The organism is Vibrio sp. J1-1 (assembly GCF_021728395.1).
GTDB lineage: Bacteria > Pseudomonadota > Gammaproteobacteria > Enterobacterales > Vibrionaceae > Vibrio.
The window spans coordinates 1-26,475 of record NZ_JAKKCM010000018.1 but is presented as its reverse complement, the minus strand read 5'-3'; the positions used below and the strand labels follow the sequence as shown (position 1 = coordinate 26,475).

28 protein-coding genes and 1 rRNA gene are annotated in these 26,475 nt (G+C 44.7%); 25 read left to right on the top strand and 4 right to left on the bottom strand.

Annotated features, from left to right (window positions below; translation table 11 throughout):
• The first annotated feature begins 13 nt into the window (after positions 1-13).
• The 14 genes from pilM to rplI all read left to right on the top strand — a co-directional run bounded on the left by pilM (position 14) and on the right by rplI (position 11,225).
• Positions 14-1,030 (top strand): type IV pilus assembly protein PilM, encoded by a 1,017-nt coding sequence (gene pilM, locus L3V31_RS20340; protein WP_237318809.1) that lies wholly within the window; start codon positions 14-16, stop codon positions 1,028-1,030.
• A complete protein-coding gene (locus tag L3V31_RS20335) occupies positions 1,014-1,589 on the top strand; it encodes a PilN domain-containing protein (RefSeq protein WP_237318808.1) in 576 nt (191 codons plus the stop codon). Before pilM ends, L3V31_RS20335 begins: the two co-directional genes overlap by 17 nt.
• Entirely contained in the window at positions 1,582-2,175 is a 594-nt protein-coding gene (pilO, locus tag L3V31_RS20330) for a type 4a pilus biogenesis protein PilO (protein WP_237318806.1), read from the top strand. The genes L3V31_RS20335 and pilO overlap by 8 nt, the downstream gene beginning before the upstream one ends.
• Positions 2,165-2,680, top strand: coding sequence for a pilus assembly protein PilP (locus L3V31_RS20325; RefSeq protein ID WP_237318804.1), 516 nt, complete (start codon positions 2,165-2,167; stop codon positions 2,678-2,680). The genes pilO and L3V31_RS20325 overlap by 11 nt, the downstream gene beginning before the upstream one ends.
• Positions 2,681-2,764: 84 nt before the next feature.
• Positions 2,765-4,504, top strand: a complete 1,740-nt coding sequence (locus L3V31_RS20320; RefSeq protein ID WP_237318830.1) for a type IV pilus secretin PilQ family protein — start codon at positions 2,765-2,767, stop codon at positions 4,502-4,504.
• A 188-nt stretch (positions 4,505-4,692) separates the two neighbouring features.
• Positions 4,693-5,211 (top strand): shikimate kinase AroK, encoded by a 519-nt coding sequence (gene aroK, locus L3V31_RS20315; RefSeq protein WP_014233147.1) that lies wholly within the window; start codon positions 4,693-4,695, stop codon positions 5,209-5,211.
• Between the two features lie 31 nt (positions 5,212-5,242).
• Entirely contained in the window at positions 5,243-6,343 is a 1,101-nt protein-coding gene (gene aroB / locus L3V31_RS20310; RefSeq protein ID WP_237318802.1) for a 3-dehydroquinate synthase, read from the top strand.
• A gap of 52 nt (positions 6,344-6,395) precedes the next feature.
• On the top strand, positions 6,396-7,889 hold the full coding sequence (locus L3V31_RS20305) for an AAA family ATPase (RefSeq protein WP_237318800.1): 1,494 nt from the start codon (positions 6,396-6,398) through the stop codon (positions 7,887-7,889).
• 69 nt (positions 7,890-7,958) lie between these two features.
• A complete protein-coding gene (locus L3V31_RS20300; RefSeq protein WP_237318798.1) occupies positions 7,959-8,798 on the top strand; it encodes a Dam family site-specific DNA-(adenine-N6)-methyltransferase in 840 nt (279 codons plus the stop codon).
• Between the two features lie 93 nt (positions 8,799-8,891).
• On the top strand, positions 8,892-9,563 hold the full coding sequence (rpe, locus tag L3V31_RS20295; RefSeq protein ID WP_237318796.1) for a ribulose-phosphate 3-epimerase: 672 nt from the start codon (positions 8,892-8,894) through the stop codon (positions 9,561-9,563).
• Between the two features lie 231 nt (positions 9,564-9,794).
• Positions 9,795-10,184, top strand: coding sequence for a 30S ribosomal protein S6 (gene rpsF / locus L3V31_RS20290; protein ID WP_237318793.1), 390 nt, complete (start codon positions 9,795-9,797; stop codon positions 10,182-10,184).
• Positions 10,185-10,192: 8 nt separating this feature from the next.
• Positions 10,193-10,495, top strand: coding sequence for a primosomal replication protein N (gene priB, locus L3V31_RS20285; RefSeq protein ID WP_237318790.1), 303 nt, complete (start codon positions 10,193-10,195; stop codon positions 10,493-10,495).
• 16 nt (positions 10,496-10,511) lie between these two features.
• Positions 10,512-10,739 (top strand): 30S ribosomal protein S18, encoded by a 228-nt coding sequence (gene rpsR / locus L3V31_RS20280; RefSeq protein ID WP_000090472.1) that lies wholly within the window; start codon positions 10,512-10,514, stop codon positions 10,737-10,739.
• A 33-nt stretch (positions 10,740-10,772) separates the two neighbouring features.
• Positions 10,773-11,225 carry a 50S ribosomal protein L9 gene (gene rplI, locus L3V31_RS20275; RefSeq protein WP_167422699.1) on the top strand — a complete coding sequence of 151 codons (453 nt, stop codon included), beginning with the start codon at positions 10,773-10,775 and terminating at the stop codon, positions 11,223-11,225.
• An 84-nt stretch (positions 11,226-11,309) separates the two neighbouring features.
• Here the strand turns inward: rplI and L3V31_RS20270 are convergent, their stop codons facing one another.
• Positions 11,310-12,074: a DUF481 domain-containing protein gene (locus L3V31_RS20270; protein ID WP_237318788.1), complete on the bottom strand. Its 765-nt coding sequence runs from the start codon at positions 12,072-12,074 to the stop codon at positions 11,310-11,312.
• Positions 12,075-12,393: 319 nt separating this feature from the next.
• Between L3V31_RS20270 and L3V31_RS20265 the strand changes: the two genes are divergently transcribed.
• The gene (locus tag L3V31_RS20265; RefSeq protein WP_237318787.1) at positions 12,394-13,794 is read left to right on the top strand and encodes a replicative DNA helicase; all 1,401 of its coding nucleotides are present in this window, start codon (positions 12,394-12,396) and stop codon (positions 13,792-13,794) included.
• Between the two features lie 13 nt (positions 13,795-13,807).
• Positions 13,808-14,884, top strand: coding sequence for an alanine racemase (gene alr, locus L3V31_RS20260; protein WP_237318828.1), 1,077 nt, complete (start codon positions 13,808-13,810; stop codon positions 14,882-14,884).
• Between the two features lie 85 nt (positions 14,885-14,969).
• On the opposite strand, the gene L3V31_RS20255 is transcribed toward alr, so the two are convergent.
• The gene (locus L3V31_RS20255) at positions 14,970-15,389 is read right to left on the bottom strand and encodes a secondary thiamine-phosphate synthase enzyme YjbQ (protein WP_237318785.1); all 420 of its coding nucleotides are present in this window, start codon (positions 15,387-15,389) and stop codon (positions 14,970-14,972) included.
• A gap of 306 nt (positions 15,390-15,695) precedes the next feature.
• Here L3V31_RS20255 and pgi point away from each other — a divergent pair, with 306 nt between their 5' ends.
• Positions 15,696-17,348, top strand: coding sequence for a glucose-6-phosphate isomerase (pgi, locus tag L3V31_RS20250; protein WP_237318783.1), 1,653 nt, complete (start codon positions 15,696-15,698; stop codon positions 17,346-17,348).
• A 97-nt stretch (positions 17,349-17,445) separates the two neighbouring features.
• Here the strand turns inward: pgi and L3V31_RS20245 are convergent, their stop codons facing one another.
• Together L3V31_RS20245 and zur are read right to left on the bottom strand one after the other, a co-directional pair.
• Positions 17,446-17,907 (bottom strand): chemotaxis protein CheX, encoded by a 462-nt coding sequence (locus L3V31_RS20245; protein ID WP_237318782.1) that lies wholly within the window; start codon positions 17,905-17,907, stop codon positions 17,446-17,448.
• Positions 17,908-17,922: 15 nt separating this feature from the next.
• A complete protein-coding gene (gene zur / locus L3V31_RS20240) occupies positions 17,923-18,381 on the bottom strand; it encodes a zinc uptake transcriptional repressor Zur (RefSeq protein WP_237318781.1) in 459 nt (152 codons plus the stop codon).
• A 343-nt stretch (positions 18,382-18,724) separates the two neighbouring features.
• Here zur and dusA point away from each other — a divergent pair, with 343 nt between their 5' ends.
• The 8 genes from dusA to L3V31_RS20200 all read left to right on the top strand — a co-directional run.
• Positions 18,725-19,705, top strand: coding sequence for a tRNA dihydrouridine(20/20a) synthase DusA (gene dusA, locus L3V31_RS20235; RefSeq protein ID WP_237318780.1), 981 nt, complete (start codon positions 18,725-18,727; stop codon positions 19,703-19,705).
• A gap of 164 nt (positions 19,706-19,869) precedes the next feature.
• Positions 19,870-20,085 carry an envelope stress response protein PspG gene (gene pspG / locus L3V31_RS20230; RefSeq protein WP_237318777.1) on the top strand — a complete coding sequence of 72 codons (216 nt, stop codon included), beginning with the start codon at positions 19,870-19,872 and terminating at the stop codon, positions 20,083-20,085.
• A gap of 100 nt (positions 20,086-20,185) precedes the next feature.
• Positions 20,186-20,845, top strand: coding sequence for a TIGR04219 family outer membrane beta-barrel protein (locus L3V31_RS20225; RefSeq protein WP_237318775.1), 660 nt, complete (start codon positions 20,186-20,188; stop codon positions 20,843-20,845).
• Positions 20,846-21,005: 160 nt separating this feature from the next.
• Positions 21,006-21,236, top strand: coding sequence for a hypothetical protein (locus L3V31_RS20220; protein WP_014233130.1), 231 nt, complete (start codon positions 21,006-21,008; stop codon positions 21,234-21,236).
• Between the two features lie 117 nt (positions 21,237-21,353).
• On the top strand, positions 21,354-23,228 hold the full coding sequence (locus L3V31_RS20215) for an assimilatory sulfite reductase (NADPH) flavoprotein subunit (protein ID WP_237318773.1): 1,875 nt from the start codon (positions 21,354-21,356) through the stop codon (positions 23,226-23,228).
• The gene (gene cysI, locus L3V31_RS20210; protein ID WP_237318771.1) at positions 23,228-24,964 is read left to right on the top strand and encodes an assimilatory sulfite reductase (NADPH) hemoprotein subunit; all 1,737 of its coding nucleotides are present in this window, start codon (positions 23,228-23,230) and stop codon (positions 24,962-24,964) included. Before L3V31_RS20215 ends, cysI begins: the two co-directional genes overlap by 1 nt.
• Positions 24,957-25,736: a phosphoadenylyl-sulfate reductase gene (locus L3V31_RS20205; RefSeq protein ID WP_237318769.1), complete on the top strand. Its 780-nt coding sequence runs from the start codon at positions 24,957-24,959 to the stop codon at positions 25,734-25,736. Before cysI ends, L3V31_RS20205 begins: the two co-directional genes overlap by 8 nt.
• 671 nt (positions 25,737-26,407) lie before the next feature.
• Positions 26,408-26,475, top strand: a 16S ribosomal RNA gene (locus tag L3V31_RS20200); the annotation flags it as partial.

Below are 26,475 nucleotides of genomic sequence, written 5' to 3'. Positions count from 1 at the left end.
GCGAGAGTAGAAGATGGATAAGCGAATCGTTACAGGCATCGATATAGGCCATAACAGCCTCAAAGCCGTCGTACTTAAACCCAATGGCGAGCAATTCGCCTTGTTGGGTTACAAAGAAATATTACTTAAGGATGGTATTGTCGCTGAAAATAACATCATAAATCATCAAGAAATTGTAAATACACTCAAACAGGTGAAAAAAGACCTGCCATTTGGGGCAAGAAAAGTGGCAATTTCAGTCCCTGATAATGCGGTTATCAGCAAAAAACTGCACATTGAACAAGACCTCGAAGAGAACGAAATAGAGTTCGCGGTCGTGCAGGCTTTTTCTCATCAATCTCCTTTCCCTGTTGAAGAGTTGAGTCTGGACTTTGTTCGTCTCAATACGGAAAAAGGTCAGCGAGGGCCTGATAGTTACCAAGTGTTTGCGACCCGTAAAGATGTCGTAGAGAGCCGAGTAGAAGCAATACGTAAGTCTGGCCTCAAACCTGTCCTGGTTGATGTTCATTCACAAAGCCTTGGGCAGATATGGAAACTGGCTGCAGAGCGTTTTCCTGACAAAAGTAAGTACGGTTTGCTCGATGTTGGTTCTCTATCAAGTTCATTCACGATGTTCACCGAGCAAGGCGAGTTGTTCTATAAAGAATTTGTCAGTGGAACAGGTTCTATTCAGGTCTCGGCTCCGGAAAGTCCTCTGTCCGAAGAGGAACAAGCCAAAACAAATCAATTCAATCGTCAGATGGTCGATCGTGTCAAACGTCAGATACAGCTTTATACGTCTATTAACGGGTCACAAAACATAAAAGGTATTTGGTTATCTGGTGAGGGAGCAACAACGCCAATGCTGGCTGAGGAGCTTTCTCATCAGTTGGCGATCGAGTGCGAGTTACTGAATCCGTTAGGCTTATTTGAAATGAACGTTGCTAAACGTAAGCGTCGAGCGGCGGACTGGCAGCACTTTTCAACCGCCGCTGGCTTGGCTGTAAGAGGTATTCAATGGTTAGGAGGCCGCCGTGCTATATCGAATTAACCTATTACCCTGGCGGGAAAACCAAAGAGAAGAGCATCGTCGTCGTTTTGTTGGAATGATCATTTTAGGATTGTTTTTTGCTGTTGGTATTCAATGGGGGATCGGTAAGTTTTATGAGTTCCAGCAAGATCAGCAGCAAAACCGACTCGACTACCTTACTCACTATATTGCAGAGCTCGATCAACGTATTAATGCGATGAAAATTGCAGAGCAAGAGCATGGAAAAATATTAGAACGCCTGAAGGTAGTCGAAGGCTTGCAAAATGGCCGCAACAAAACCACCGAATTCATGAATCTGATGCCTTCCGTTATTCCTGAAGGTGTGTATGTCGACAAGATCAAAATGAGTGATCTGGAAATCGAAATCGCCGGCATTTCTGATAGCACGCCTCGCTTGGCAACCATGCTCGATAACATGGAGCGTTCAGCAAAGCTATTGGACGTTGAAATGCACTCTATTGTTCATGGCAAAGAACGTTTCGGTAAAGAATTTCAGACCTTCAAAGTGTCATTCATGTTTAAAGCGGTAGAGCAGGAAGAAGGAGGTCAGCATGGTTAATTGGCAAGATCTTGAAATGGATGAGATCGCTGAGTGGCCTTTAATTCCTCAGTTGCTAGCCATTAGTTTGTTAATCCTGTTGCTCCAAGGTTTCGGTTATTGGTTTTACCTAGTGCCTAAGGAAGAGCGATTAAATGACCTTATCCAGCAGGAAGAAACACTCAAAGTTGCGTTACGAATTAAAGCCAACAAGGTGGCTGCATTACCGCAGCTCCAATCTCAGTTAGATGAGTTGACCATACGTTACGAGTTGTTGTTACAGCAATTACCCGCTCAGAAAGAGTTAGCCACTATGCTGGCAGCTGTCAATGAGCTCGGGATAGACAATAAACTGACGTTCACACGCATTGACTGGGGAGAAAAGCAGTCTGATCACTTTTTATATCAATTGCCACTTAACATCGAGTTAACCGGTGATTTTCATGACATCGGGCGTTTCTCACAAGCGATTGCAACTTTACCTCGCATCATCACTTTTCAAGATGTGACTTGGCAGCGCGTCAGTCAGGAGAGTGAAACACTGCACTTCCGTGTAAGAGCGAATACCTATCAGTTCAAACCAGAGGAAAAGAAAGATGAAAAATAAGTCTTTGCTGATGATTCTGATGGCGATGTTGCTGGTGGGGTGTCAGGCAAATGATGAATCGTTATCGGACTACTTTCGTGATGTAGAAAATCAGGCAAAGCGTGATGTTGAGAAGCTCAAGCCTGCGGATAAATACGTCGCGGTTATATACGACCCTCAAGTGCTGCGAGCTCCTTTTGAATTACCTCAAGAAGCAACCATAGCGACTCAACCTATTGCGAGAAAAGATTGTTGGCAGCCTCCCTCCAGAATGCGTTCTAGCAAGTTAGAAAAATTTCCGTTAAGTCAGCTGCGTCTGAAAGGCGTGATGGGGATGGGCAACGCGGTTTCCGGACTCGTACAGGCACCCAATGGGACGGTCTACAAAGTCGCCCCCGGTCAGTACCTCGGACGTAACAACGGTAAGGTCACCCAAATTACCCACACCTATTTATTGATCGATGAAACACTGCCTGATGGTTTGGGTTGCTGGCAGAAACGCAAAGTGAAGCTGGCTTTGAGGTAGGGTCTGTTGACCTTTCGAACAAAATTTAACCGCGAAAGGTAAACAGACCCTAAATATACCTGCAATTATTTTTGATATTGAGTGATGATAATGAGACAAGGACTTACACGTACACCAAGGATGCTCACTGGGCTCTTATCCTTTTGGTTAGTTTTACTTTTCGCCCCTTTTACTTTGGCTGATGGCGGGATGTCTAATGCGTTAAAGAGCATCGATTTTCGCACTAATAAGGACAAAGACGCGGTGATTGTGGTGGAACTGTCTTCACCTGCGGCGATTGTCGATATTCAGCGTGTTCAGGAAGGGCTAAGCATCGACTTACTTAATACGTCAGTGAAAGATGAGCAGTTATACCTCCTTGACGTAAAAGATTTTTCAACGGTAGTGGACAGTGTGGAAGTCTTTCGTGAAACCTCGATGGCCCGTTTAGTCGCGCATGTCAGTGATGATTACACCCACGATTACCGTTTGGCAGGGCGCTATCTGGAAGTTACGGTCAGTAAACTCAAGCCCGATGAAAAGGTACCTGATAAGAGTATCTTAGAGAAAGAAGGCAAACTGATATCGATTAACTTCCAGGATATTCCAGTACGTAACGTATTGCAGCTCATTGCCGACTATAACAAGTTTAACCTAGTGGTATCAGACTCCGTCGAAGGCAATCTGACACTGCGCCTTGATGGTGTGCCTTGGCAGCAGGTTTTGGACATTATTCTGCAGGTAAAAGGTTTAGATAAACGTGTTGATGGCAATGTCATTCTGGTTGCACCGACTGATGAGCTTGACCTTCGAGAGAAACAACAACTAGAGAAGCAACAACTTGAAGAGGAAATGGGCGAACTGTCCTCTGAAATCATTAAAGTGAACTTTGCTAAAGCGTCCGATATTGCTGAAATGATTAATGGTGAAGGCAATATCAGCATGCTCTCTGAGCGAGGCAGTATGACGATTGATGAGCGCACTAACTCGCTATTGGTCAGAGAGTTGCCGGAGAATATTTTGGTTATTCGTGACATTATCGAGTCACTCGATATTCCGGTTAAGCAGGTTCAGATCGAAGCGAGAATTGTCACCATCAGTGAAGGTAATATGGATGAGTTAGGCATTCGATGGGGATTCTCTTCCATCAACGGTAATAATACGGTTGGTGGTTCGATTGAAAATAACCTGGCAACCATTGGTCTTTATGAAGGTGACGGCGAAGAGGGTGAGGGCGGTAGTGTAGGTATTGATGATTTTCTTAACGTCAACCTAGCCGCTACTAACCCGAGTGCAACCAGTATTGCGTTTCAGATAGCCAAGTTGGGCTCTGACACTTTGCTCGATCTGGAACTGTCTGCGCTGCAGCAGGAATCGAAAGCTGAGATTATCTCGAGCCCTCGTTTGATTACGACCAACAAAAAGCCCGCCTACATAGAGCAAGGTACAGAAATACCGTACCTAGAATCATCCTCAAGTGGCGCCACAACCATTACTTTTAAAAAAGCCGTATTAAGTTTAAAAGTGACCCCACAAATTACACCAGACAACCGCTTAGTGCTGGATCTAAGTGTCACTCAGGACAGGCCTGGCCAAGTGGTAAAAACGGGTACTGGCGAAGCGGTCACGATAGATACTCAAAGAATAGGTACTCAAGTCTTAGTGAATAACGGTGAGACGGTTGTTCTTGGCGGTATTTTTCAACACAGTATTACTAACTCTGTCGATAAAGTGCCATTACTTGGTGATCTGCCGTTATTAGGTGCGCTTTTCCGCAGAAGTTATGAAAAAGTGGGCAAAAGTGAACTGCTGATTTTCGTTACACCTAAGGTTGTTATTCAATAGCCATAAGTGAGCAAAAAGAAGATTAGATCAAAAATAAAGTTGCATTAGTGGCACCATGCTTGGATAATTTCGGGTCTTATCACGAATTATCTGTGAGGAATTGGTGCCACAAGCCTTGTAGAACAGCGGCTTAGCTGTGTTTTCTTGTGGCGATCTTATTGAATCAATGTTGTAAATTACTGCTAAACATGGCTGAGAAACGTAATATTTTCCTTGTTGGTCCTATGGGCGCCGGCAAAAGTACAATTGGTAGACATCTAGCACAGCAGCTGCATATGGAGTTTGTAGACTCCGATACAGTGATCGAAGAACGCACTGGTGCAGACATCTCTTGGGTTTTTGATGTAGAAGGTGAAGAAGGCTTCCGTAAGCGTGAAGAATCGGTGCTTGAAGACCTGACACAAGAGCAAGGCATCGTGCTGGCAACTGGTGGTGGCTCTGTAAAGAGTAAAGAAAACCGTAACCGCCTTTCTGCTCGTGGTGTTGTTGTTTACCTAGAAACGACGATTGAAAAGCAACTTGCACGTACTAACCGTGACAAGAAGCGTCCGCTACTTCAAACGGATAGTCCGCGTGAAGTATTGGAGCAATTAGCTAAAGAACGTAACCCTCTATACGAAGAAGTAGCGGATTACACTGTTCGAACTGACGATCAGAGTGCAAAAGTGGTAGCCAACCAGATCGTAAAAATGCTAGAAGAGAGATAAGTATTTATCTTTTTTAAATTGGAGTACACCGATGGAACGGATTACGGTCAATCTAGCTGAGCGTAGCTACCCAATCTCTATAGGCGCCGGGTTGTTTGAGGACCCGGCGTACCTTTCTCACGTTCTCTCAAACAAAAATGCAAACCAAAAAGTGGTCGTGATCAGTAATGTCACGGTAGCCCCTTTGTATGCAGATAAAATTCTTAATCAACTCGAACAACTTGGATGCAGCGCATCGTTGCTAGAATTACCTGATGGCGAGAAGTACAAAAACCTAGATGTGTTTAATCAGGTTATGAACTTTCTGCTAGAAGGAAGTTATGCGCGTGATGTGGTTATTATCGCACTCGGTGGCGGTGTTATCGGTGATTTGGTTGGTTTTGCTTCTGCGTGTTACCAGCGTGGCGTGGATTTTATTCAGATTCCAACCACCTTGTTGTCTCAAGTGGATTCTTCGGTCGGTGGTAAAACAGCGGTCAACCACCCTCTGGGTAAGAACATGATTGGCGCATTTTACCAACCAAAAGCGGTAATCATTGACACCAATTGCTTGTTCACATTGCCTGAGCGTGAATTCGCAGCAGGTATTGCTGAAGTCATTAAATACGGCATCATTTATGACGCTGAATTCTTTGCTTGGCTGGAAGAAAACCTAGAGCGTCTGTATGCGTTGGATGAAGATGCACTCACTTACGCTATTGCTCGTTGTTGCCAAATTAAAGCGGAAGTTGTGGCTCAGGATGAAAAAGAGTCCGGTATTCGCGCTTTATTAAACTTAGGTCACACCTTTGGTCATGCGATTGAAGCTGAGCTTGGATATGGTAACTGGCTACATGGTGAAGCCGTGTCATCTGGCACAGTGATGGCTGCCAAAACTTCCCTATTGCGTGGCCTCATTTCTGAAGAGCAGTTTGAACGTATCGTGGCGATTTTGCGTCGAGCGAAACTGCCAGTGCATACTCCGGACAGCATGAGCTTTGATGATTTTATCAAACATATGATGCGAGATAAGAAAGTTCTTTCTGGTCAACTAAGGTTAGTCTTACCAACCGGGATTGGTACTGCCGAGGTAATCGCTGACACGACTCAAGAAGTACTTAAGCAAGCTATCGAATTTGGTCGGAATATTTAACCTTGTAATGGCGCCGTTGGGCGTCATTCTTTTGTGGATGTAAGGTTACTAGATGAGTTCTGCTCACGGTCTGGAATTAGATTCTCAAACTGAGCTTTTAGAGCGATTGAGGTTATTAACCCACTTCGGTTCCAATCTGATTGTGATAAATGGCGATGCTGGCTTTGGCAAATCTTGGTTGGCACAAAGATATCTTGAAGTGGGTGCCAGTAACAAAAACCAATGTTTGTTACTTTGTCATAGAAATCAAGATGATCTTCAGCATCGCATTGTCATATTGAGTCAACTACTATCAGACGCGTTATTCAACCAACAGGAGCCTTTGGTTGATACTCTTGAACGGGTATTAGGTGACGAGCGTTGTGATATCGTTATTGTCGTTGATGACGCACAGTTGTTGAGTGCAACCTTGATTTCAGAGTTATGGACACTCGTGTTGCAGGCGCAGGAAAAACCGAACTGGACAATCAATGTATTGCTGTTCACTCCACCGGGCCGATTAGAAGGTGTACTGTCGCGTATAAGCTATGGCTTGGAGATAAAACCGGTTGAGTTAGATATCGATATGCTGTCTGAAGTAGAAGCTCGTCGCTTTTTTGAGTTTTTAGTTGCACGGTATGTAGATGATCAATCAGAAAAACGTGTTCGGGATGCATTTAAGAGAGTGGCTCCGATCCCGGGTGACATCATGACATTAGGAGAGATGAAAGTGGAAAAAAGGATCATTATCCGCTCAATTGTCGCAAGCCCACTCAAGGTTACACTGGTAATTTTAGTGTTGCTATTACTTGTGGCTGGTGGTTATTGGTGGATGTTCAGTCAACCGAGTCCTGATGATAGAACACAGCAATTGACTGGGAATAGTGAACAAACGGCGATCCCAACCTTATCTGAGGCGGATAGTGGTAGATTGACTTCCGTGACGGGGGATTCTGCCAGTTCAGGTTCTCTTAGTGCGAGTGATGATTCTGATTCATTACCGCCAACAGTAACCGAAGAGGTGGCCAGTGTCGGTATTGATGATAAGCACCAACGTGTTGTGATTGAGTCTGATGTTGTAGATGCCCTGCTTGCAGGGAAGGAAGAACAACCTGCTGACTCTGATAACGAACAAGCGGAAGAAACCGCAACGCCGGCTCAAGGAGAGGCAAGCTCTTCTTTGATAAAAGTGGTGAAGCCAAATGATGCTTCGTCAGCGCAAAACCCTGAATCATCGGTGGCTGAGACTAAGCTCGTTGTTAAGTTTTCATTTGCTCGCGAAGAGCTTAATGCGTTGTCACCTCGTGCATACACCATACAACTTGCTGCGATGACCTCGATGGAAGATGTACAGGTATTCCTTGATAAGTATCAGCTGAATAACAAAGTGCGCATCTACCCAACAGTCCGTAATGAAACAGAATGGTTTATCATTACCTACCGAGATTATCAGACAATTCAACTGGCCCGAGATGCCGTGGAAGCGCTACCAGATTCACTTAAATCACTCAGCCCATGGGCAAAATCGTTAGGCCAAGTACAGCGCGAAATTGAGCGCGTGAAATAAACCTGAGCTTCGCTGAAAAATATGTTACATTCCGCAACCTTAATTTTGGGTCGATAGATAGAGCAGTAGATGAAAAAGCAACGAGCCTTTCTAAAGTGGGCAGGAGGAAAATACGGACTGGTTGAAGACATCCAACGTCATTTACCACCGGCTCGAAAGCTAGTTGAACCTTTTGTTGGCGCTGGCTCTGTTTTTTTGAATACAGATTACGATCACTACTTGCTGGCTGACATCAACCCAGATTTGATCAATCTGTATAATCTTATTAAAGCGCGTCCGGAGGAGTATATCTCTGAAGCGAAGCGTTGGTTTGTGGCCGAGAATAACCGTAAAGAAGCTTATCTGAGTATTCGCGCTGAGTTCAATAACACCGACGACGTGATGTATCGCTCACTTGCTTTTCTCTACATGAACCGTTTTGGTTTTAATGGCCTGTGCCGTTACAACAAAAAAGGCGGTTTCAATGTACCGTTTGGGTCATATAAGAAGCCGTATTTCCCAGAAGCTGAACTGGAATTCTTTGCAGAAAAAGCCAAGAAAGCCACGTTTGTTTGTGAAGGTTATCCTGAGACGTTTCGCCGTGCGCGCAAAGGCAGTGTTGTTTACTGTGATCCACCGTATGCACCACTTTCAAATACCGCAAACTTCACCTCTTATGCAGGTAATGGTTTTACGCTCGATGATCAGGCAGCACTGGCTGATATTGCGGAAAGAACCGCCACTGAACGCGGCATTCCGGTACTGATTTCAAACCACGATACAACATTAACGCGTCGCTTGTACCACGGAGCGGATTTGAGTGTGGTAAAAGTGAAGCGCACCATCAGCCGTAATGGTAGTGGTCGAAATAAAGTCGATGAACTGCTGGCACTTTTTAATACCCCTGATTCAGACAGCTCTGCTTCATAGTTCTCACACTATTTGCTCTAAATAGTGGATCTCCCCACTGGCTTCGGTAGAATTGCGCGCAAATTGGTTTGCTCGTCACTACTGAGGTCAGGTATGAAAGATTTTCTTATTGCTCCATCCATTTTATCCGCAGATTTTGCTCGTCTCGGTGAAGACGTAGAAAAAGTTCTCGCGGCGGGTGCAGATGTGGTGCATTTCGATGTTATGGATAACCACTATGTGCCAAACCTGACTTTTGGTGCTCCAGTGTGTAAAGCGCTACGCGATTACGGCATCACCGCACCAATCGATGTTCACCTAATGGTAAAGCCTGTTGACCGTATCATTCCTGACTTCGCGAAAGCCGGCGCATCGATGATCACCTTCCACGTTGAAGCGTCAGAACACGTTGATCGTACTCTGCAGCTAATCAAAGAGCACGGCTGTAAAGCGGGTGTGGTACTAAACCCAGCAACGCCGTTGGCGAGCCTTGAGTTTATTATGGATAAAGTAGATATGATCCTGCTGATGTCGGTAAACCCAGGCTTTGGTGGCCAATCTTTCATTCCTAATACGATGGATAAGCTACGCGCGGTACGTAAGATGATCGATGAGTCAGGTCGTGACATTCGTCTTGAAATAGATGGCGGTGTTAAAGTGGACAACATCCGCGAAATTGCAGAAGCGGGCGCAGACATGTTTGTGGCAGGGTCGGCGATTTTTGGTCAGCCAGATTACAAAGTCGTGATCGACCAAATGCGTGAAGAGCTTTCTCAGGTAAAATAAGCGATTTAACCTGCTGATTTGAAAGGCTGTCCAGTGAGTGGCAGCCTTTGTTGTTTCTGGTTTTAGCGAAAAGAAAATATCCATCGCGCTGAGCAAATAATCACTTGCCTATTTTGCGTCCTTTCTGTACTATTCGTGCTCCTTAAAACTCAGTCAATTATCTTTAGTTCCTTGCTTCCTCTGGACGACTGAGCCAATTGTGGAAGCTGAATAATCCGTAAGGAGCAACCAATGCGTCATTACGAAATCGTATTCATGGTGCACCCAGATCAAAGCGAGCAAGTTGCTGGCATGATCGAGCGTTACACTGGTTCTATCAATGAAGCTGGCGGTACTATCCACCGTCTAGAAGACTGGGGTCGTCGTCAACTGGCTTACCCAATCAACAAGCTTCACAAAGCTCACTACGTTCTAATGAACGTTGAAGCTGACCAAGCTGTAATTGATGAGCTAGAAACTGCTTTCCGTTTCAACGATGCAGTTCTACGTAACATGATCATGCGTACTAAAGCAGCGATCACTGAGCAATCTATCATGCTTAAGCAGAAAGAAGAGCGTGCTCCACGTCGTGAAGAGCGTTCTGAAGCTAAGCCTGAAGCTAAATCAGAAGCTGCTGAGTAAGATTTGTTATGACCAATCGAATGGAGCTGAGCGGCACTATTGCCAAACCGCCCATTCGTAGTAAAAGCCCTGGTGGGATTGAACACTGCCGGTTTTGGCTAGAGCATCGCTCTACTGTTATCGAGGCTGATTTACCGAGACAAGTTTATTGTCGTATGCCGGTAGTCGTCAGCGGGCTTGGGTCACAAGCAATAACTCAGAATTTAGTACAAGGTAGTAGCATTAAGGTAAGTGGTTTTGTCGCTTATCAGACCGGCCGAAATGGTGTGGGAAAATTAGTGCTTCATGCCGACAACATTACTCAAATTTAAGATCAGGAGATAGCCCATGGCTCGTTTCTTCCGTCGTCGTAAATTCTGCCGTTTCACTGCAGAAGGCGTACAAGAGATTGATTACAAAGACGTAGCAACTCTTAAAAACTACATCACTGAAGCTGGTAAAATCGTACCTAGCCGTATCACTGGTACAAGCGCTAAGTACCAGCGTCAACTAGCACGTGCTATCAAGCGTTCACGCTACCTAGCTCTACTACCGTACACTGACAAGCATCAGTAATCGGTTCCGTTTATTAAGAAAGAGGATTAAGCAATGCAAGTTATTCTACTTGATAAAATCGGTAACCTAGGTGGTCTTGGCGATACAGTAAACGTTAAATCTGGCTACGCTCGTAACTTCCTTATCCCTCAGGGTAAAGCAGTTATGGCGACTAAAGGCAACGTTGAAATGTTCGAAGCTCGTCGTGCTGAACTAGAAGCTAAAGTTGCTGAGCAACTAGCTGCTGCAGAAGCTCGCGCTGAGAAAGTTAACGCTCTAGAAGCGGTTGTTATCGCTTCTAAAGCTGGTGACGAAGGCAAACTATTCGGTTCTATCGGTACTCGTGACATCGCTGACGCTATCACAGCGGCAGGCGTTGAAGTTGTTAAGAGCGAAGTTCGCCTTCCTGAAGGTGCTCTACGTAACACTGGTGAGTTCGAGATCAGCGTTCAACTTCACTCTGAAGTTTTCGCGACAGTTAACCTACAAGTTGTTGCTGCTGAGTAATTTTCAGTATCAAGACGAAATACTAAAAAAGCACCTCTTCGGAGGTGCTTTTTTTATGTCAGATGTCTGGGTTGTAAATTGATATTAAAAAACAAAAAGCAAATTTACAGAGAAAATACTATCCGCTTTACTTAATCCCTCTGGCACTTTATCGTGATATTGACGAGAGTGAGTGAGCTTTAACGCAATGTCTTCAGTGATCGCATTCGTGGCACTGAGCTCGCTATCCAAGCTGGTATTACTGCTACCGGTTACTAACGTTAGATCCGCAGCGAAACTTAGGTTGTCTAATGCATGCCATGTTGCATTCAGGTTGCCACGAAAGATCCCTTCACGGACGATATCCGGAAATACAATATCGTCGTCATCTATTTCATCGAGATTAGGCTCCTGGTAACGATAACCCGGCCCCACCTCAACCTCTAATACGAGATCTTCCGTGTAGGCGAACTGGTAACCCAGACCACCAGAAAGCGTATAATCTTTAAAGTAAGCGCTGTAGCGTGAATCCACACCTTTGAAACTGCTATACAAATAGGTTTTAGGGCCGAGTTTGTAGTCGCTCTGCATTGAATAAGTGGAAGAGCGTTTATCTTCTTCACCGTCTTTATATAGGTTGTAGTATTTCCACTCCCCGTATGAACGATGTCGACCTGATATGTATTCAGCACTCAAACGAGCATTCAGGGAACGAGAGTCCGTGTTACCTGTGTGAGCTTGATAACCAAATTCAACTTCTGTTTGCAGTGGATCTGGCACATCAATATTTTGCTCTGGTTGTACTGATTCATCAGCGTACGATGCACCCACGCACAGTATGCTAACGCTTAGTAACCAGTATCGGGACACATAAACCTCGAACGCAATGAAAAGGAGGGGCATGATACTGATACAGATGCTCACTTTGGTCAATGGTAGGTTAAATATTATTAGACTTGGTTGGGCTAACTCAATTTTATCGAAGAGCAAAACTGCAGCATTATAGGAGCTAAAATATCCGAAAAAGTAGGCGCTTATCTTACGACTTTAAATCTTCTATGACCGGATTATAGAAATGTCCGTTAGTCGTACGTATTCCGATTCTTAACAAGTAATTTTCGCTTCAAGGGAGCATCTCTGTTGGGTTAAGGTTATAATCTTGGGTCATTAGTAGTTATCGAGCAAAATCATGGCGGAAAACAGAAATCGCAAACCTTCAGATAGTCAGGTCGACGCAATCAAAGTGCCACCTCACTCACTAGAAGCAGAGCAATCAGTGATTGGTGGTCTCTTACTGGACAATGAGCGTTGGGATACCGTTGCCGAGCGTGTTGTCAGCAGTGATTTCTATAGCCGTCCACACCGCCTTATTTTTGAAGGTGTAAAAACCATTCTTGAAGCTGGCAAACCACTCGACCTTATCACTTTGTCGGAATATCTCGAACGTCACGAGCAGTTAGATGATGTCGGTGGTTTTGCTTACTTAGCTGATTTAGCGAAAAACACACCAAGTGCAGCCAACATTAACGCGTATGCCGATATCGTTGCCGAGCGCGCAATTGTACGTGGCTTGATTGGTGTTGCTAACGATATTGCTGACGCAGGTTATGATCCGCAAGGTCGTAGTTCAGAAGATCTGATCGACCTAGCAGAGAGTAAAGTCTTCGCAATAGCAGAATCTCGCACCACTGAAAACGAAGGTCCGCAAAACGTAGACAACATCCTGGAAAAAACACTCGAGCGTATTGAGCTGTTATATAAAACACCACAGGATGGTGTGACAGGCGTTGACACCGGCTTTAATGACCTCAACAAGAAAACAGCTGGTCTACAGGGATCGGATTTAGTTATCGTAGCTGCACGTCCATCGATGGGTAAAACCACCTTTGCGATGAACTTGTGTGAAAATGCCGCGATGCAGCAAGATAAGCCAGTGCTCATTTTCTCGTTAGAGATGCCTGCTGAACAGTTGATGATGCGTATGCTGGCATCTCTTTCTCGCGTTGACCAAACCAAAATTCGTACCGGTCAGCTAGATGACGAGGATTGGGCACGTATTTCTTCTACCATGGGAATCCTGATGCAGAAGAAAAACATGTACATCGATGACAGCTCAGGTCTGACACCAACGGAAGTACGTTCTCGTGCTCGTCGTGTTGCCCGTGAACACGGTGGTTTATCTATGATCATGGTCGACTATCTGCAGCTGATGCGAGTGCCTTCGTTAACGGATAACCGTACGCTGGAAATCGCGGAGATCTCTCGCTCGCTTAAAGCGCTAGCTAAAGAATTGAATGTCCCTGTTGTGGCACTATCGCAGCTAAACCGTTCTTTGGAGCAACGAGCGGATAAACGTCCGGTAAACTCGGACTTGCGTGAATCAGGCTCTATCGAGCAGGATGCCGACTTAATCATGTTCATTTACCGTGATGAGGTGTATCACCCAGATAGCGCATACAAAGGCACTGCGGAAATTATTATTGGTAAGCAGCGTAACGGCCCAATCGGTTCAGTACGTCTCACCTTCCAAGGCCAACACTCACGCTTTGATAATTATGCGGGTCCAGCATTCGACATTGATGATGAGTAATGCCATGAGCTACATGAAAGCCGCGAAGGCATGTATTGATCTATCAGCGTTGCAACATAATTTACGCCGAGTTAAAGCTCAAGCACCAAACAGCAAAGTGATGGCAGTGGTCAAAGCCAACGGTTATGGTCATGGTTTGCGTCATGTTGCGAAGCATGCTGGTGAAGCCGATGCTTTTGGTGTTGCGCGGATTGAAGAGGCGTTACAGTTACGCGCTTGTGGCGTGGTAAAGCCTATTTTGTTATTAGAAGGTTTTTATTCGTCTGGTGATTTACCGGTATTAGTGACCAATAACATCCAAACCGTTGTGCATTGTGAAGAGCAATTGATTGCTCTTGAACAAGCCGAGCTAGAAACTCCGGTGGTGGTATGGCTCAAAATTGACAGCGGTATGCATCGTCTGGGTGTACGTCCTGAGCAGTTTGATGAGTTGGCTTCGCGACTTAAAGCGAGTCCTAATGTGGCCAAACCGCTGTGTTACATGAGCCACTTTGGTTGCGCTGACGAGTTAGGCAGTGAAATCACTTCAAAACAGATCGAACTGTTTAACTCATTGACGCAGGGCTGTCATGGAGAGCGTTCACTGGCTGCCTCGGCAGGGTTACTGGCGTGGCCACAAAGCCATCTTGATTGGGTTCGTCCGGGAATCATCATGTACGGTGTATCTCCGTTTGGAGATAAAACGGCACAAGATTTAGGTTATCAACCAGCAATGACTCTTAAATCTCACCTGATCGCAGTGCGTGAAGTGAAAAAAGGTGAGAGTGTTGGTTACGGCGGAGCCTGGACGAGTGAGCGAGATACCAAAGTGGGTGTGATTGCGGTTGGTTATGGCGACGGTTACCCAAGAGGCGCGCCGAATGGTACTCCGGTGTGGGTCAACGGGCGTAAAGTGCCTATCGCCGGCCGGGTGTCGATGGATATGCTGACCGTTGATCTTGGTCCGGATGCAACAGATAAAGTCAGTGATGAAGCGATCCTTTGGGGGAAAGAGTTACCCGTTGAGGAAGTGGCTAACCACATTGGCACCATTGCTTACGAGTTAGTGACCAAGCTAACGCCGCGTGTCGAAATGGAATATTCAAAGTAATCAACAACAACACCATTTTACTTAATTATTTAGAGTTATTCAGACCATAAGAGCAGGGGCTAACCAATGAGTTGGCCCCTGTTTTTTATTCACCATTGATCGTGGCAATAATTCGACGGCTGCCACCAAAGTCTCGGTGTTCACCTAAGTAAATTCCCTGCCATGTTCCTAACGCCAAGCGACCATTCTGAATTGGGATCGTCACACTACTGCCAAGTAGTGATGCTTTAATGTGCGCAGGCATGTCGTCATCACCCTCATAGGTATGCTGATAATAAGAGGCGCGTTCAGGAACATACTTATTGAAATGCGCTTCCATATCCATACGCACAGTGGGATCTGCATTCTCATTTAAGGTGAGACTGGCGGAGGTATGTTGAATAAATAGGTGTAACAAACCTACTGAAACTGAGCTGATTTGCGGTAATTGTTGTTCAATTTCATCAGTAATCAGGTGAAAACCACGACTTCTTGCTTTTAAATTTAGTGTTTTTTGCGTCCACATACGCGTTCCTTTGGACATTTTTAAATTGGCGTCTATTCTGATCCAATTAGAGCCTGTCATTACTTGATGATATTATTCTATACCTATGAATGAATTGTTCAAATTCAGGGCAGCTAACGTGACCTAACTCAATGTGAGGGTAAATGCTCTCAGTCATAATTGTTGCCTGAAAAAAAATTACAAAGACTTGTTTTGTGGCAAAACGCCCAAACATCTACATTTAAATTCTTTTTGCTAAATCGGGGATTCCACAGTTTTCGCTAGACTGTAAGGAATGGAACCTACTGTAACATCGGGATAAAGACCATGTTGAAAAATATCAATCCAACGCAAACACAAGCTTGGAAAGCGTTAACAGCGCACTTCGAATCTGCACAAGATATGGATCTAAAAGAGCTATTTGCTCAAGACGCGGATCGTTTTGACAAATACTCTGCACGTTTCGGCTCAGACATTCTTGTCGACTACTCAAAGAACCTCATCAATGAGGAAACTCTGAAGCACCTGTTCACTCTTGCTAAAGAGACTGAGCTTAAATCTGCAATCGAAGCGATGTTCAGTGGTGAAGCAATCAACCAAACAGAAGGTCGTGCTGTTCTTCACACTGCACTACGTAACCGCACTAACACGCCAGTAATGGTTGATGGTGAAGACGTAATGCCAGCTGTGAACGCCGTTCTGGAAAAAATTAAGTCTTTCACCGAGCGTGTGATTGGCGGTGAATGGAAAGGTTACACCGGCAAAGCCATTACTGATATCGTAAATATCGGTATCGGCGGTTCTGACCTTGGTCCTTACATGGTGACGGAAGCACTGGCACCGTACAAAAACCATCTAAACCTTCACTTTGTGTCCAACGTTGATGGTACGCACATCGTAGAAACACTGAAGAAAGTCGATCCTGAAACCACACTATTTCTGATCGCTTCTAAAACATTCACTACTCAAGAGACTATGACTAACGCGCATTCTGCTCGTGATTGGTTCCTTGAGACTGCTGGCGACCAAGCACACGTTGCTAAGCACTTCGCGGCACTTTCAACTAACGCGACAGCGGTTTCTGAGTTCGGTATCGACACAGACAACATGTTTGAGTTCTGGGACTGGGTTGGTGGTCGATACTCGCTATGGTCTGCAATCGGTCTTTCAATCGCATTAGCGGTTGGCTTTGACAACTTCGTTGAGCTTCTTGACGGTGCTCATGAGATGGATAAGCACTTTGTATCAACTGAGCTGGAAAGCAACATCCCTGTTATTCTTGCGCTTATCGGCATTTGGTACAACAACTTCCACGGCGCGGAGTCTGAAGCTATCCTGCCTTACGATCAGTACATGCATCGTTTTGCCGCGTACTTCCAGCAAGGTAACATGGAATCAAACGGTAAATACGTTGATCGTGACGGTAACGCAGTAACTTACCAAACAGGCCCAATCATCTGGGGCGAGCCAGGTACAAACGGTCAGCATGCGTTCTACCAGCTAATCCACCAAGGTACTAAGCTGATCCCGTGTGACTTCATTGCTCCTGCAATTAGCCACAACCCAGCAAGCGATCACCATCAGAAACTGATGTCGAACTTCTTCGCACAAACTGAAGCACTTGCGTTTGGTAAGAGTGAAGAGAGCGTAAAAGAAGAGTTGGTACTATCTGGTAAAAATGCAGAAGAAGTCGCGGAAATTGCACCGTTCAAAGTGTTTGAAGGTAACCGTCCAACAAACTCAATTCTGGTTAAGCAGATCACGCCTCGCACGCTAGGTAACCTAATCGCAATGTACGAGCACAAGATCTTCGTACAAGGTGTTATTTGGAACATCTTCAGCTTTGACCAATGGGGGGTTGAGCTGGGTAAACAGCTAGCGAACCAAATCCTACCAGAGCTAGCTGATGAGTCTGAAATCAGCACACACGATAGCTCTACAAATGGTCTGATCAACGCATTCAAAGCTTTCAAAGCGTAATGAATGATTAGATTAGAATAGAAAAGGTCAGCGATTGCTGACCTTTTTTGTATCTCTTGAGCCTAGCTGGTTACTGCAACTCAACTAACGGTGATGGTTATTCGAAGCAAATCTCGATAAAGGCATTTCCCCATTGCGAGGAGAAAGGCATGATAATAATCGAACCTTCACACTTGTGACGAATAGTATGGCCTCGGCCAGAGACCACAACCGGCGTTGCCATATCAAAATCAAATCCACTCTCAGCCAGAATTCGTTTTGCTCCGCCAGTCACCATGTTGGTGATCTCACCCACCATATCGGTCACTTCTTCATTGAGTCCGTTAGGGCGCTCACCAAGCATGTTTTGCATAATTTCCAGTGCTAACGCTTCATCGAAGGTAATCGACATTGAGCCACGAGTTTGCGGACCAATCATGCCAATCAAACCTGAAACATCACCTCGTGCAATTTCATCTTTTTTGATTCGAGGCTTTTGAGGCTTCAGATCCAGAGAAGCCATAGTTTTTAGCACATTCATTAAGGAAGCTAAAAACGGGTTTACAAATTCAGCGCGCATATCGGTCTTCTATACTTATTCTTTCGTTTCGGAGGCACAGGCCTGACATTCACCGTGTGTTTCAATGACCTGATTAGTTAGTTTGAATCCATGTTTTTCAGCATTCTTAGCTAACAAGGCGATCAAGTCCTCGTCTTCGAGTTCAACAACAGCCCCACATTTATCACAAATTAGTAATTGAAAAAAGTGCTGTTGCGTATTGAAAGAACAACAAGTTATAAAACTATTGGTCGATTCCACTCGATGGATAAAGCCTTGCTCGAGAAGAAACTCTAGGGCTCGGTACACCGTAGGTGGTTTCGCCTGAGGTTCACTCTCTTTTAGTTGCTCCAATAGCTCATACGCACTTGATGCACTGCGATTCGAACAAATGAGTTCAAACACACGTCGTCGCTGGGGAGTCAATCTTACTCCGCGCTCGGCGCAGATATTTTCAACTTGTTCAATGATTGTTGGGCTCAAACCTTTCACCATAACTATTGGAAGTGCTCTATTATAAATTGTTTCTATACAAAGTTCGTACAGAGATGTTTCATTTTACCTACTATCACTGCGAAAATCATGAATTAAAGCAAATCGCTCTTCGCACCGTGACGAAGTGGTCACAACAGAATGGCACGATGGTGTAGAAATTGTTTTCCTCGATTTTTTCTTTGACAGGTGGGCAATACTCACATCAGGTGCACAGTGGCTTTATACCCAAGATATTCTCGCGGAAACTAGCACCTTGAGGTGACTTGGGTATACAATACCCGACTTATTTTTTGGGCGTACTGCTGCGCTCGACCTTGGTAACATAAAAACGGGTGTTGAAATCATGACTCATTCTTGCAGGCTCTCCGTAGCACCAATGTTAGATTGGACCGATCGTCATTGTCGCTACTTCCATCGCTTAATGACCAAAGAAACCCTGTTGTACACTGAAATGGTGACCACAGGCGCGATCATTCATGGAAAAGGAGACTTTCTTGCTTACAACGAAGAGGAGCATCCGTTAGCCCTTCAATTGGGTGGATCTAACCCAGAAGATCTGGCTAAGTGTGCCAAACTTGCTCAAGAGCGTGGTTATGATGAGATCAATCTGAATGTGGGTTGTCCATCTGATCGTGTGCAAAACGGCCGCTTTGGTGCTTGTTTGATGGCGGAGCCTCAGTTGGTTGCAGACTGTGTGGCTGCGATGAAAGAGGTGGTTGATGTACCTGTAACGGTGAAAACGCGTATCGGTATTGATGATCAAGACTCGTACGAATTTCTGACTGATTTTGTTTCTCTCGTGGCTGAGAAGGGTGGGTGTGAGCAGTTTACCATTCACGCGCGTAAAGCTTGGTTAAGTGGTCTTAGTCCGAAAGAAAACCGCGAGATCCCACCGCTGGATTACCCACGAGCATACCAATTGAAGAAAGACTTCTCTCATCTAACTATCGCTATCAATGGTGGCGTAAAATCGTTAGAAGAAGCGAAAGCACATCTACAACATCTTGATGGCGTGATGATTGGCCGTGAAGCTTATCAAAGTCCGTATATACTCGCCTCGGTAGATCAAGAGCTATTTGGTTCAAGTGCGCCAGTGAAAAAGCGTAGTGAAATTGTGGAAGAGATGTACCCGTATATTGAGGCGCAACTCGCAAAAGGTGCGTACCTTGGTCATATCACTCGCCATATGTTGGGCTTATTCCAGAGTATGCCGGGTGCTCGTCAGTGGCGTCGTCACATCAGTGAAAATGCGCATAAACCTGGCTCAGGGTTAGAAGTTCTGCAAGATGCGCTTGCGAAGATCCCAAAAGAGCTGAATGTGTAAAATTCACCAGTGGTTGGTTAAAATCACCAATTGAAGAATGAGCAAGCCAGAGCGTAGAAATGCCTCTGGCTTTGTTTTTCTTTATGTATCAGTGTATTAGGTTGTCTTCAGGAAGTTGGCATGTTAACTGCTCTATTACTTGAAAAATGTATGGAGAATTAATTATGTTGGAGCTGATCTTTATTTTAGTTTTTGCGGCGACCTTGTTAGTCACAGGTATCACGATGGTGACGGTGTTCGCGGCAACGGGTATTGCTCTGGTTGTGATGTTCTTACTGGGTATGATTGGTGCCGTACTAAAACTATTACCTTGGCTAATTGTCATCGCACTCGGTATTTGGTTTTTTAAAAACGTTGTGGCTCAACCTCGTTGTAAATAGAAGGCTATGGCGATTTAGTTGATAGAGGAGCATGGGATTATGGTATATTTTCTCTCATGTTCTTATTGTTGAATATCAGCTATCTCGGAGTACAAACTACATGACAAATAAAGCGACCATCGCTTTAACGGCATTATCGTTGGCAGCCACTTTTCCTGTTTTCGCTGAGTCTTCTGTTTCGACTAAAGTTGGCATGGATGTCTGGGCGGCAGATACAAAAGTTAACGAAGTCAGAAGAGATAGTAGTACGACTGGCGCGCTCTATGCCGCAATCGAACACGACGTAAAATACGTTCCAAACGCACGCCTGCGATATACCAGTATTGATGCTGATTACATGGGCTTTGATAAAGTAGATGTGACGCTTTATTACCAAGTGTTAGAGCATGATTTATTACACTTTGATGCTGGCGTTACTTTCAGTAATTTAAGTAATACTAAGTACATTGATGCACGCACCTCTCCTCGTACTGAAGATTTTGATGACCTCATTTGGGCTTGGTATGGCTACGCGGAAATAACCGTTCCAAATACCCATTTTGATGTGATTGGAGAAATGAACTTTGGTGACAGTAAAGGAATTAAAAGCACTGACCTAATGGCAGGCATTCAATACAAATTGCCTTTACAAGAAAACCAACTGGCATTTCGTGGTGGCTATCGAGTAATAGACTTAGAGTCGGAACAGTTTCTTTCCAGCTTAGGTAAAGAGTTTATTTTCGCTGATGGTTTTTTCTTGAGTGCTGAATACACCTTCTAAGTCGATTAACAGCAATTACTTTAAATGCTTTAAAACGTCGCTTTATAAGTGGCGTTTTTTTATACCTCTTCGTTATATGTAATCGAATTTTTCTGCCTATTTTCTCCAGTTAGACCATGCTTATCTAGGATCAATGTGAAAAGTTGGAGCAGGGATAGCGATGACAATAAATGAACTAAGACATCTATTTCGTGAAAACCAGCTTGTGGAAGCCATTATTGAACCGTCGATCCAAGAGGGTGGTTGGGTCGTAGAGTTCAGGCATGCACGAGGTGGGTTCGTGTTTCTGACAGACAATCATGGTGAAGAATGTCTTTATGAAGATTTGGATGCTGCATCAAAATCAGCGATGGCGGTAGGGTTTCAACAAGTCCGTATTGAAGACCGATGAGCAAAAACCAAGCCGTTCTTACTTCCAAAAAGTTATAAAACATTCACTTCTATTCTTTCTTGTTATTAAGGAGAGTGGGTACTCTATCGTCACGCAATGAATAGGGATGTCGTGATAATGTCTTTTCAAAAGAATGAGTATTCACACAATAATAATGTGTCTGATGATAATAACGGGCAAGGGGGAGTACCTCCAATCGCAAGCCCGCTGAATGACCAACAATTTAATTCACTCCAACACACTGTCTCTGGGTTGTCTTCACAGCAACTTGCTTGGGTCAGTGGATACTTCTGGGGTTTGGCTCAAAATCAACCAAGTGCAGCTGCTACACCAATTACGCAAGCTGCCGCCGCTGTCTCAGCAAAACCAGCAGGTAAACTGAGTATTATTTTTGCTTCTCAAACCGGTAACGCCAAAGGTGTTGCTGAAGCATTAGAGCAAGAAGCAAAAGCAGAAGGTATTGCCGTTGAACTGTTTGATGCCAGCGATTACAAAGGTAAAAACTTAGCCAAAGAAACACACGTTATCTTCGTCGCGTCTACCAATGGTGAAGGCGAAGCGCCAGATAACGCGATTGAACTGCATGAGTTTTTGCAATCCAAGAAAGCGCCTAAACTGCCTAACCTTCAGTACGGTGTAATTGCGCTTGGTGACTCTAGCTATGAGTTCTTTTGTCAAACAGGTAAAGACTTCGATACCTATCTATCAAAACTAGGTGCTAAGTCTTTCATCGACCGTATCGACTGTGATGTTGACTATGAAGCGTCTGCTGCTGAATGGCGTAAGAGTGCGCTGGATAAAGTGAAAGAAACACTTTCATTTGGTAACGAAGCAGAAGTTGTGCAACTTCCTGTTGGACAAGCTGCGGCAACGCATTCTCAATACAACAAGCAGAACCCATACACAGCAACGTTGTTGACCAGCCAAAAGATCACTGGCCGTGACTCAGGTAAAGACGTTCGCCATATCGAAATCGATCTGGAAGATTCTGGTCTTACTTACCAACCCGGTGATGCGTTAGGTGTGTGGTATGAAAACAGCCCAGAACTTGCAAATGCAATTCTTGGTAAAGTCGGTCTGTCAGGCGTTGAAACCGTAGAAGTCGATGGCGAGAGCCTGTCGATTCACAGCGCTTTAGTAAGCAAGTTCGAAATCACGACGTCTAACCCTCAACTTGTCACCAAGTTTGCCGAGCTATCTGGTAGCAAGAAGCTGCAAAAGCTGGTTGAAGATAAAGACAAGCTACGTGAGTACTCTGCAAACACGCAAATCGTTGATGTGCTGGGAGAGAAGAAGACTAAGCTAACCGCTGATGAACTGGTTGGTTTACTACGTCGTCTAACTCCTCGTCTTTACTCTATTGCTTCAAGCCAGGCTGAAGTAGATGAAGAAGTACACTTGACGGTTGGTTTGGTTGAATATGACCACAACGAGGAAAAGCGTTACGGTGGTGCTTCTAGCTTCTTAGCTCAGCGCTTGGAAGAAGGCGGTGAAGTAAAAGTGTTTATTGAACACAACAACAACTTCAAACTGCCAGAAGACGACAATACGCCAATCATCATGGTAGGCCCGGGTACTGGTATTGCTCCATTCCGTAGCTTTATTCAAGAGCGCGAAAACCGTGATGCAGAGGGCAAAAACTGGTTGTTCTTCGGTGACCGCACATTCACACAAGATTTTTTGTACCAAGTTGAATGGCAAAAATACCTTAAGTCAGGTGCACTAAGTCGCCTAGATGTGGCGTTTAGCCGTGACCAAGTAGAAAAGGTTTATGTACAACATCGTATTCTAGAAAACGCTGAGCAAGTTTGGCAGTGGATTCAAGAAGGCGCTTACATCTATGTATGTGGCGATGCCACTCGCATGGCAAAAGATGTTCATGACGCACTTGTCATTGTTGCTGAGCAAGAAGGTAAACTGGCTCGCGATGAAGCAGAACAATTTATTAATGACTTACGTAAAGCGAAACGTTATCAGAGGGATGTGTACTAATGACTTTTTCGACTGAGAATAATAAGCAGGTTGTATTAGGCGAAGAGCTAGGACCACTATCTGATAACGAGCGCCTGAAAAGAGAAAGTAACTTATTACGTGGCACCATTGAGCAAGACCTACAGGATCGTATTACTGGCGGCTTTACCGCAGATAACTTCCAGTTAATTCGTTTCCACGGTATGTATCAGCAAGACGACCGCGATATCCGTAACGAGCGTACTAAGCAAAAGCTTGAGCCTCTGCATAACGTGATGCTTCGTGCTCGTATGCCTGGCGGTATCATTACCCCAACGCAGTGGTTAGCGATTGATAAGTTTGCAACAGAGCACTCGCTATATGGAAGCATTCGTCTGACTACGCGTCAAACGTTCCAGTTCCACGGTGTGCTTAAACCAAACATCAAGTTGATGCACCAAACGTTGAACAGTATTGGTATTGATTCAATTGCAACGGCAGGTGATGTTAACCGTAACGTACTGTGTACCACCAACCCGGTAGAGTCTGAGCTGCATCAAGAAGCGTACGAGTGGGCGAAGAAGATCAGTGAGCATCTTCTACCAAAAACGCGCGCTTATGCTGAAATTTGGCTGGACGGTGAGAAAGTCGAATCTACAGAAGAAGACGAGCCGATTCTGGGTAAAACATACTTACCACGTAAGTTCAAAACGACCGTTGTGATCCCACCGCAAAATGATGTGGATGTACACGCGAACGACCTGAACTTTGTTGCGATTGCAGATAACGGCAAACTGGTTGGTTTCAACGTGCTTGTTGGTGGTGGCCTGGCGATGACGCATGGCGATACATCAACCTACGCTCGCCGTGCAGACGACTTTGGTTTTGTTCCATTAGAAAAGACTCTCGATGTTGCAGCTGCAGTCGTAACAACTCAGCGTGACTGGGGTAACCGTTCAAACCGTAAGAACGCCAAAACTAAGTACACACTAGATCGTGTTGGTATTGATGTCTTTAAAGCGGAAGTAGAAAAACGTGCGGGCATTCAGTTCGAAGAAAGCCGCCCATACGAGTTTACTGAACGCGGCGATCGCGTTGGTTGGGTCGAAGGCATTGATGGTAAGCACCACTTAGCGCTATTTATCGAGAATGGTCGTTTATTGGATTACCCAGGTAAGCCACTAAAAACGGGTGTCGCTGAAATCGCGAAAATTCACCAAGGTGATTTCCGCATGACAGCGAACCAAAACCTGATTGTTGCGGGCGTACCGGCTGATCAAAAAGAGTTAATCGAGAAGATCGCTCGTGAGCATGGCCTAGTTGACGATAGCGTCAGTGAACAGCGTAAAAACTCAATGGCGTGTGTGGCATTCCCGACTTGTCCGCTTGCAATGGCAGAAGCAGAACGTTTCCTACCTCAGTTTGTTACTGATGTAGAAGGTATCCTGGAAAAACACGGTTTACCTGAAGAAGACAACATCATCCTGCGCGTTACGGGTTGTCCTAACGGTTGTGGCCGCGCAATGCTGGCTGAAATTGGTTTAGTCGGTAAAGCGCCGGGTCGTTACAACCTTCACCTAGGTGGTAACCGAGCGGGCACACGTATTCCGAAGATGTATAAAGAAAACATCACTGACAAACAGATACTAGAAGAGATTGATCAGCTCGTAGGTCGTTGGGCCACAGAGCGTGAGACTGGCGAAGGATTTGGTGATTTTGCAATCCGTGCTGGCATCATTCAAGAAGTCAAAGTATCTAAGAGGGACTTGCATGCTTGATTCTGTAGCTTCCAAACCGGAGCTGGCAGAGTTGCTGACATTAACGAAGACGGATCAAATCCTCCGTCTTGCTCAAATCAATGTCGAACTCGAACAGCTTTCGGCACAAGAGCGAGTTAAATGGGCTTTGGAAAATCTAGATGGAGAGTTTGCTGTCTCATCTAGTTTTGGTATCCAAGCTGCAGTTATGCTCCATCTTGTGACTCAAGAAAAACCTGATACCCCAATAATCCTGACGGATACCGGGTATTTGTTTGCAGAAACCTATCGCTTCATTGATGAGTTAACAGAACAACTTAATCTCAACCTGAAAGTTTACCGAGCAGTAGAAAGTGCTCAATGGCAAGAAGCTCGTTATGGCAAACTGTGGGAACAGGGTGTTGAAGGGATCGAGAAGTACAACAAACTTAATAAAGTTGAACCAATGCGTCGTGCATTGAAAGAGCTGAATGTTGGAACTTGGTTTTCTGGCCTACGTAGAGAACAAAGTAAATCTCGAGCGGGTTTACCAATACTATCAATTCAAAATGGCGTATTTAAGTTTTTGCCTGTAATCGATTGGACAAATAAAGATGTCCATTATTACTTAGAGCAACACGGACTGAAATACCATCCTCTTTGGGATGAAGGCTACCTCTCTGTAGGTGATACGCATACAACGCAGAAATGGGTACCGGGAATGTCAGAGGAGGAAACTCGATTCTTTGGTTTGAAGCGTGAATGTGGTCTTCATGAAGATGATGGCTCTGAACAAGATGGGTCGGGTATATAATAGAGTTAGGAATTGGTTTCCTTATATAAAGAGAGCTGCTGTTTAGCAGCTCTCTTTATTTATAGAAGTAAAAAGCAGGAGTCAAAAACAGGCATTTAAGGATAACTCTTTGGATAACCTGTTTGGTTGTTAGGGGTAAAGTTGGATAAATAAGACTTTGAGTGAAAAGTCATCGTTTAACCGTTATTTTTGCAAATTTTGCAAAATAACGCTTGCCAACGTGAGCGCGATCTCTATAATGCCACCTCGTCGACAGGGCAAGCACTCATAAGGGTTCAAGCAAAGTCGACAAGGTCAAAAAGAAAAGCGAAATAGTTAATTGCCTTTACTTTTAAAAAGTAAAATAAAAAGCAAAAAGTGTTTGACACAGAAAATTATCTCGCTAGAATGGCCGCCTCTTCCGAAGTGATGTAAATCGCAAAGAAGAGTAGCTCTTTAAAAATAAGAACCTATCAATCTGTGTGGGCACTCGTTGATGATAATCCAATTAGATACCTCGGTATCAAATTAGGTTTCAATGAACTGAGTGACCAATCGAGATTAAGTTTACTTAGTCTTGGCACAGTCAATTCATTATCGTTCTGTTGGAACGATAATAGCTTTAAAATTACTTCTTACTTTCGAGTAAGAGCAGTTTTGAAGTCAGTATTCATTGAGCCGAACAAAATCTTAAATTGAAGAGTTTGATCATGGCTCAGATTGAACGCTGGCGGCAGGCCTAACACATGCAAGTCGAGCG

Coding starts and splice junctions, on each gene's coding strand:
- pilM (WP_237318809.1), top strand. CDS start 14: ATGGATAAGCGAATCGTTACAGGCATCGATATAGGCCATAACAGCCTC.
- pilO (WP_237318806.1), top strand. CDS start 1,582: ATGGTTAATTGGCAAGATCTTGAAATGGATGAGATCGCTGAGTGGCCT.
- L3V31_RS20325 (WP_237318804.1), top strand. CDS start 2,165: ATGAAAAATAAGTCTTTGCTGATGATTCTGATGGCGATGTTGCTGGTG.
- L3V31_RS20320 (WP_237318830.1), top strand. CDS start 2,765: ATGATAATGAGACAAGGACTTACACGTACACCAAGGATGCTCACTGGG.
- aroK (WP_014233147.1), top strand. CDS start 4,693: ATGGCTGAGAAACGTAATATTTTCCTTGTTGGTCCTATGGGCGCCGGC.
- aroB (WP_237318802.1), top strand. CDS start 5,243: ATGGAACGGATTACGGTCAATCTAGCTGAGCGTAGCTACCCAATCTCT.
- L3V31_RS20305 (WP_237318800.1), top strand. CDS start 6,396: ATGAGTTCTGCTCACGGTCTGGAATTAGATTCTCAAACTGAGCTTTTA.
- L3V31_RS20300 (WP_237318798.1), top strand. CDS start 7,959: ATGAAAAAGCAACGAGCCTTTCTAAAGTGGGCAGGAGGAAAATACGGA.
- rpe (WP_237318796.1), top strand. CDS start 8,892: ATGAAAGATTTTCTTATTGCTCCATCCATTTTATCCGCAGATTTTGCT.
- rpsF (WP_237318793.1), top strand. CDS start 9,795: ATGCGTCATTACGAAATCGTATTCATGGTGCACCCAGATCAAAGCGAG.
- priB (WP_237318790.1), top strand. CDS start 10,193: ATGACCAATCGAATGGAGCTGAGCGGCACTATTGCCAAACCGCCCATT.
- rpsR (WP_000090472.1), top strand. CDS start 10,512: ATGGCTCGTTTCTTCCGTCGTCGTAAATTCTGCCGTTTCACTGCAGAA.
- rplI (WP_167422699.1), top strand. CDS start 10,773: ATGCAAGTTATTCTACTTGATAAAATCGGTAACCTAGGTGGTCTTGGC.
- L3V31_RS20265 (WP_237318787.1), top strand. CDS start 12,394: ATGGCGGAAAACAGAAATCGCAAACCTTCAGATAGTCAGGTCGACGCA.
- alr (WP_237318828.1), top strand. CDS start 13,808: ATGAAAGCCGCGAAGGCATGTATTGATCTATCAGCGTTGCAACATAAT.
- L3V31_RS20255 (WP_237318785.1), bottom strand. CDS start 15,389: ATGTGGACGCAAAAAACACTAAATTTAAAAGCAAGAAGTCGTGGTTTT.
- pgi (WP_237318783.1), top strand. CDS start 15,696: ATGTTGAAAAATATCAATCCAACGCAAACACAAGCTTGGAAAGCGTTA.
- L3V31_RS20245 (WP_237318782.1), bottom strand. CDS start 17,907: ATGCGCGCTGAATTTGTAAACCCGTTTTTAGCTTCCTTAATGAATGTG.
- zur (WP_237318781.1), bottom strand. CDS start 18,381: ATGGTGAAAGGTTTGAGCCCAACAATCATTGAACAAGTTGAAAATATC.
- dusA (WP_237318780.1), top strand. CDS start 18,725: ATGACTCATTCTTGCAGGCTCTCCGTAGCACCAATGTTAGATTGGACC.
- pspG (WP_237318777.1), top strand. CDS start 19,870: ATGTTGGAGCTGATCTTTATTTTAGTTTTTGCGGCGACCTTGTTAGTC.
- L3V31_RS20225 (WP_237318775.1), top strand. CDS start 20,186: ATGACAAATAAAGCGACCATCGCTTTAACGGCATTATCGTTGGCAGCC.
- L3V31_RS20220 (WP_014233130.1), top strand. CDS start 21,006: ATGACAATAAATGAACTAAGACATCTATTTCGTGAAAACCAGCTTGTG.
- L3V31_RS20215 (WP_237318773.1), top strand. CDS start 21,354: ATGTCTTTTCAAAAGAATGAGTATTCACACAATAATAATGTGTCTGAT.
- cysI (WP_237318771.1), top strand. CDS start 23,228: ATGACTTTTTCGACTGAGAATAATAAGCAGGTTGTATTAGGCGAAGAG.
- L3V31_RS20205 (WP_237318769.1), top strand. CDS start 24,957: ATGCTTGATTCTGTAGCTTCCAAACCGGAGCTGGCAGAGTTGCTGACA.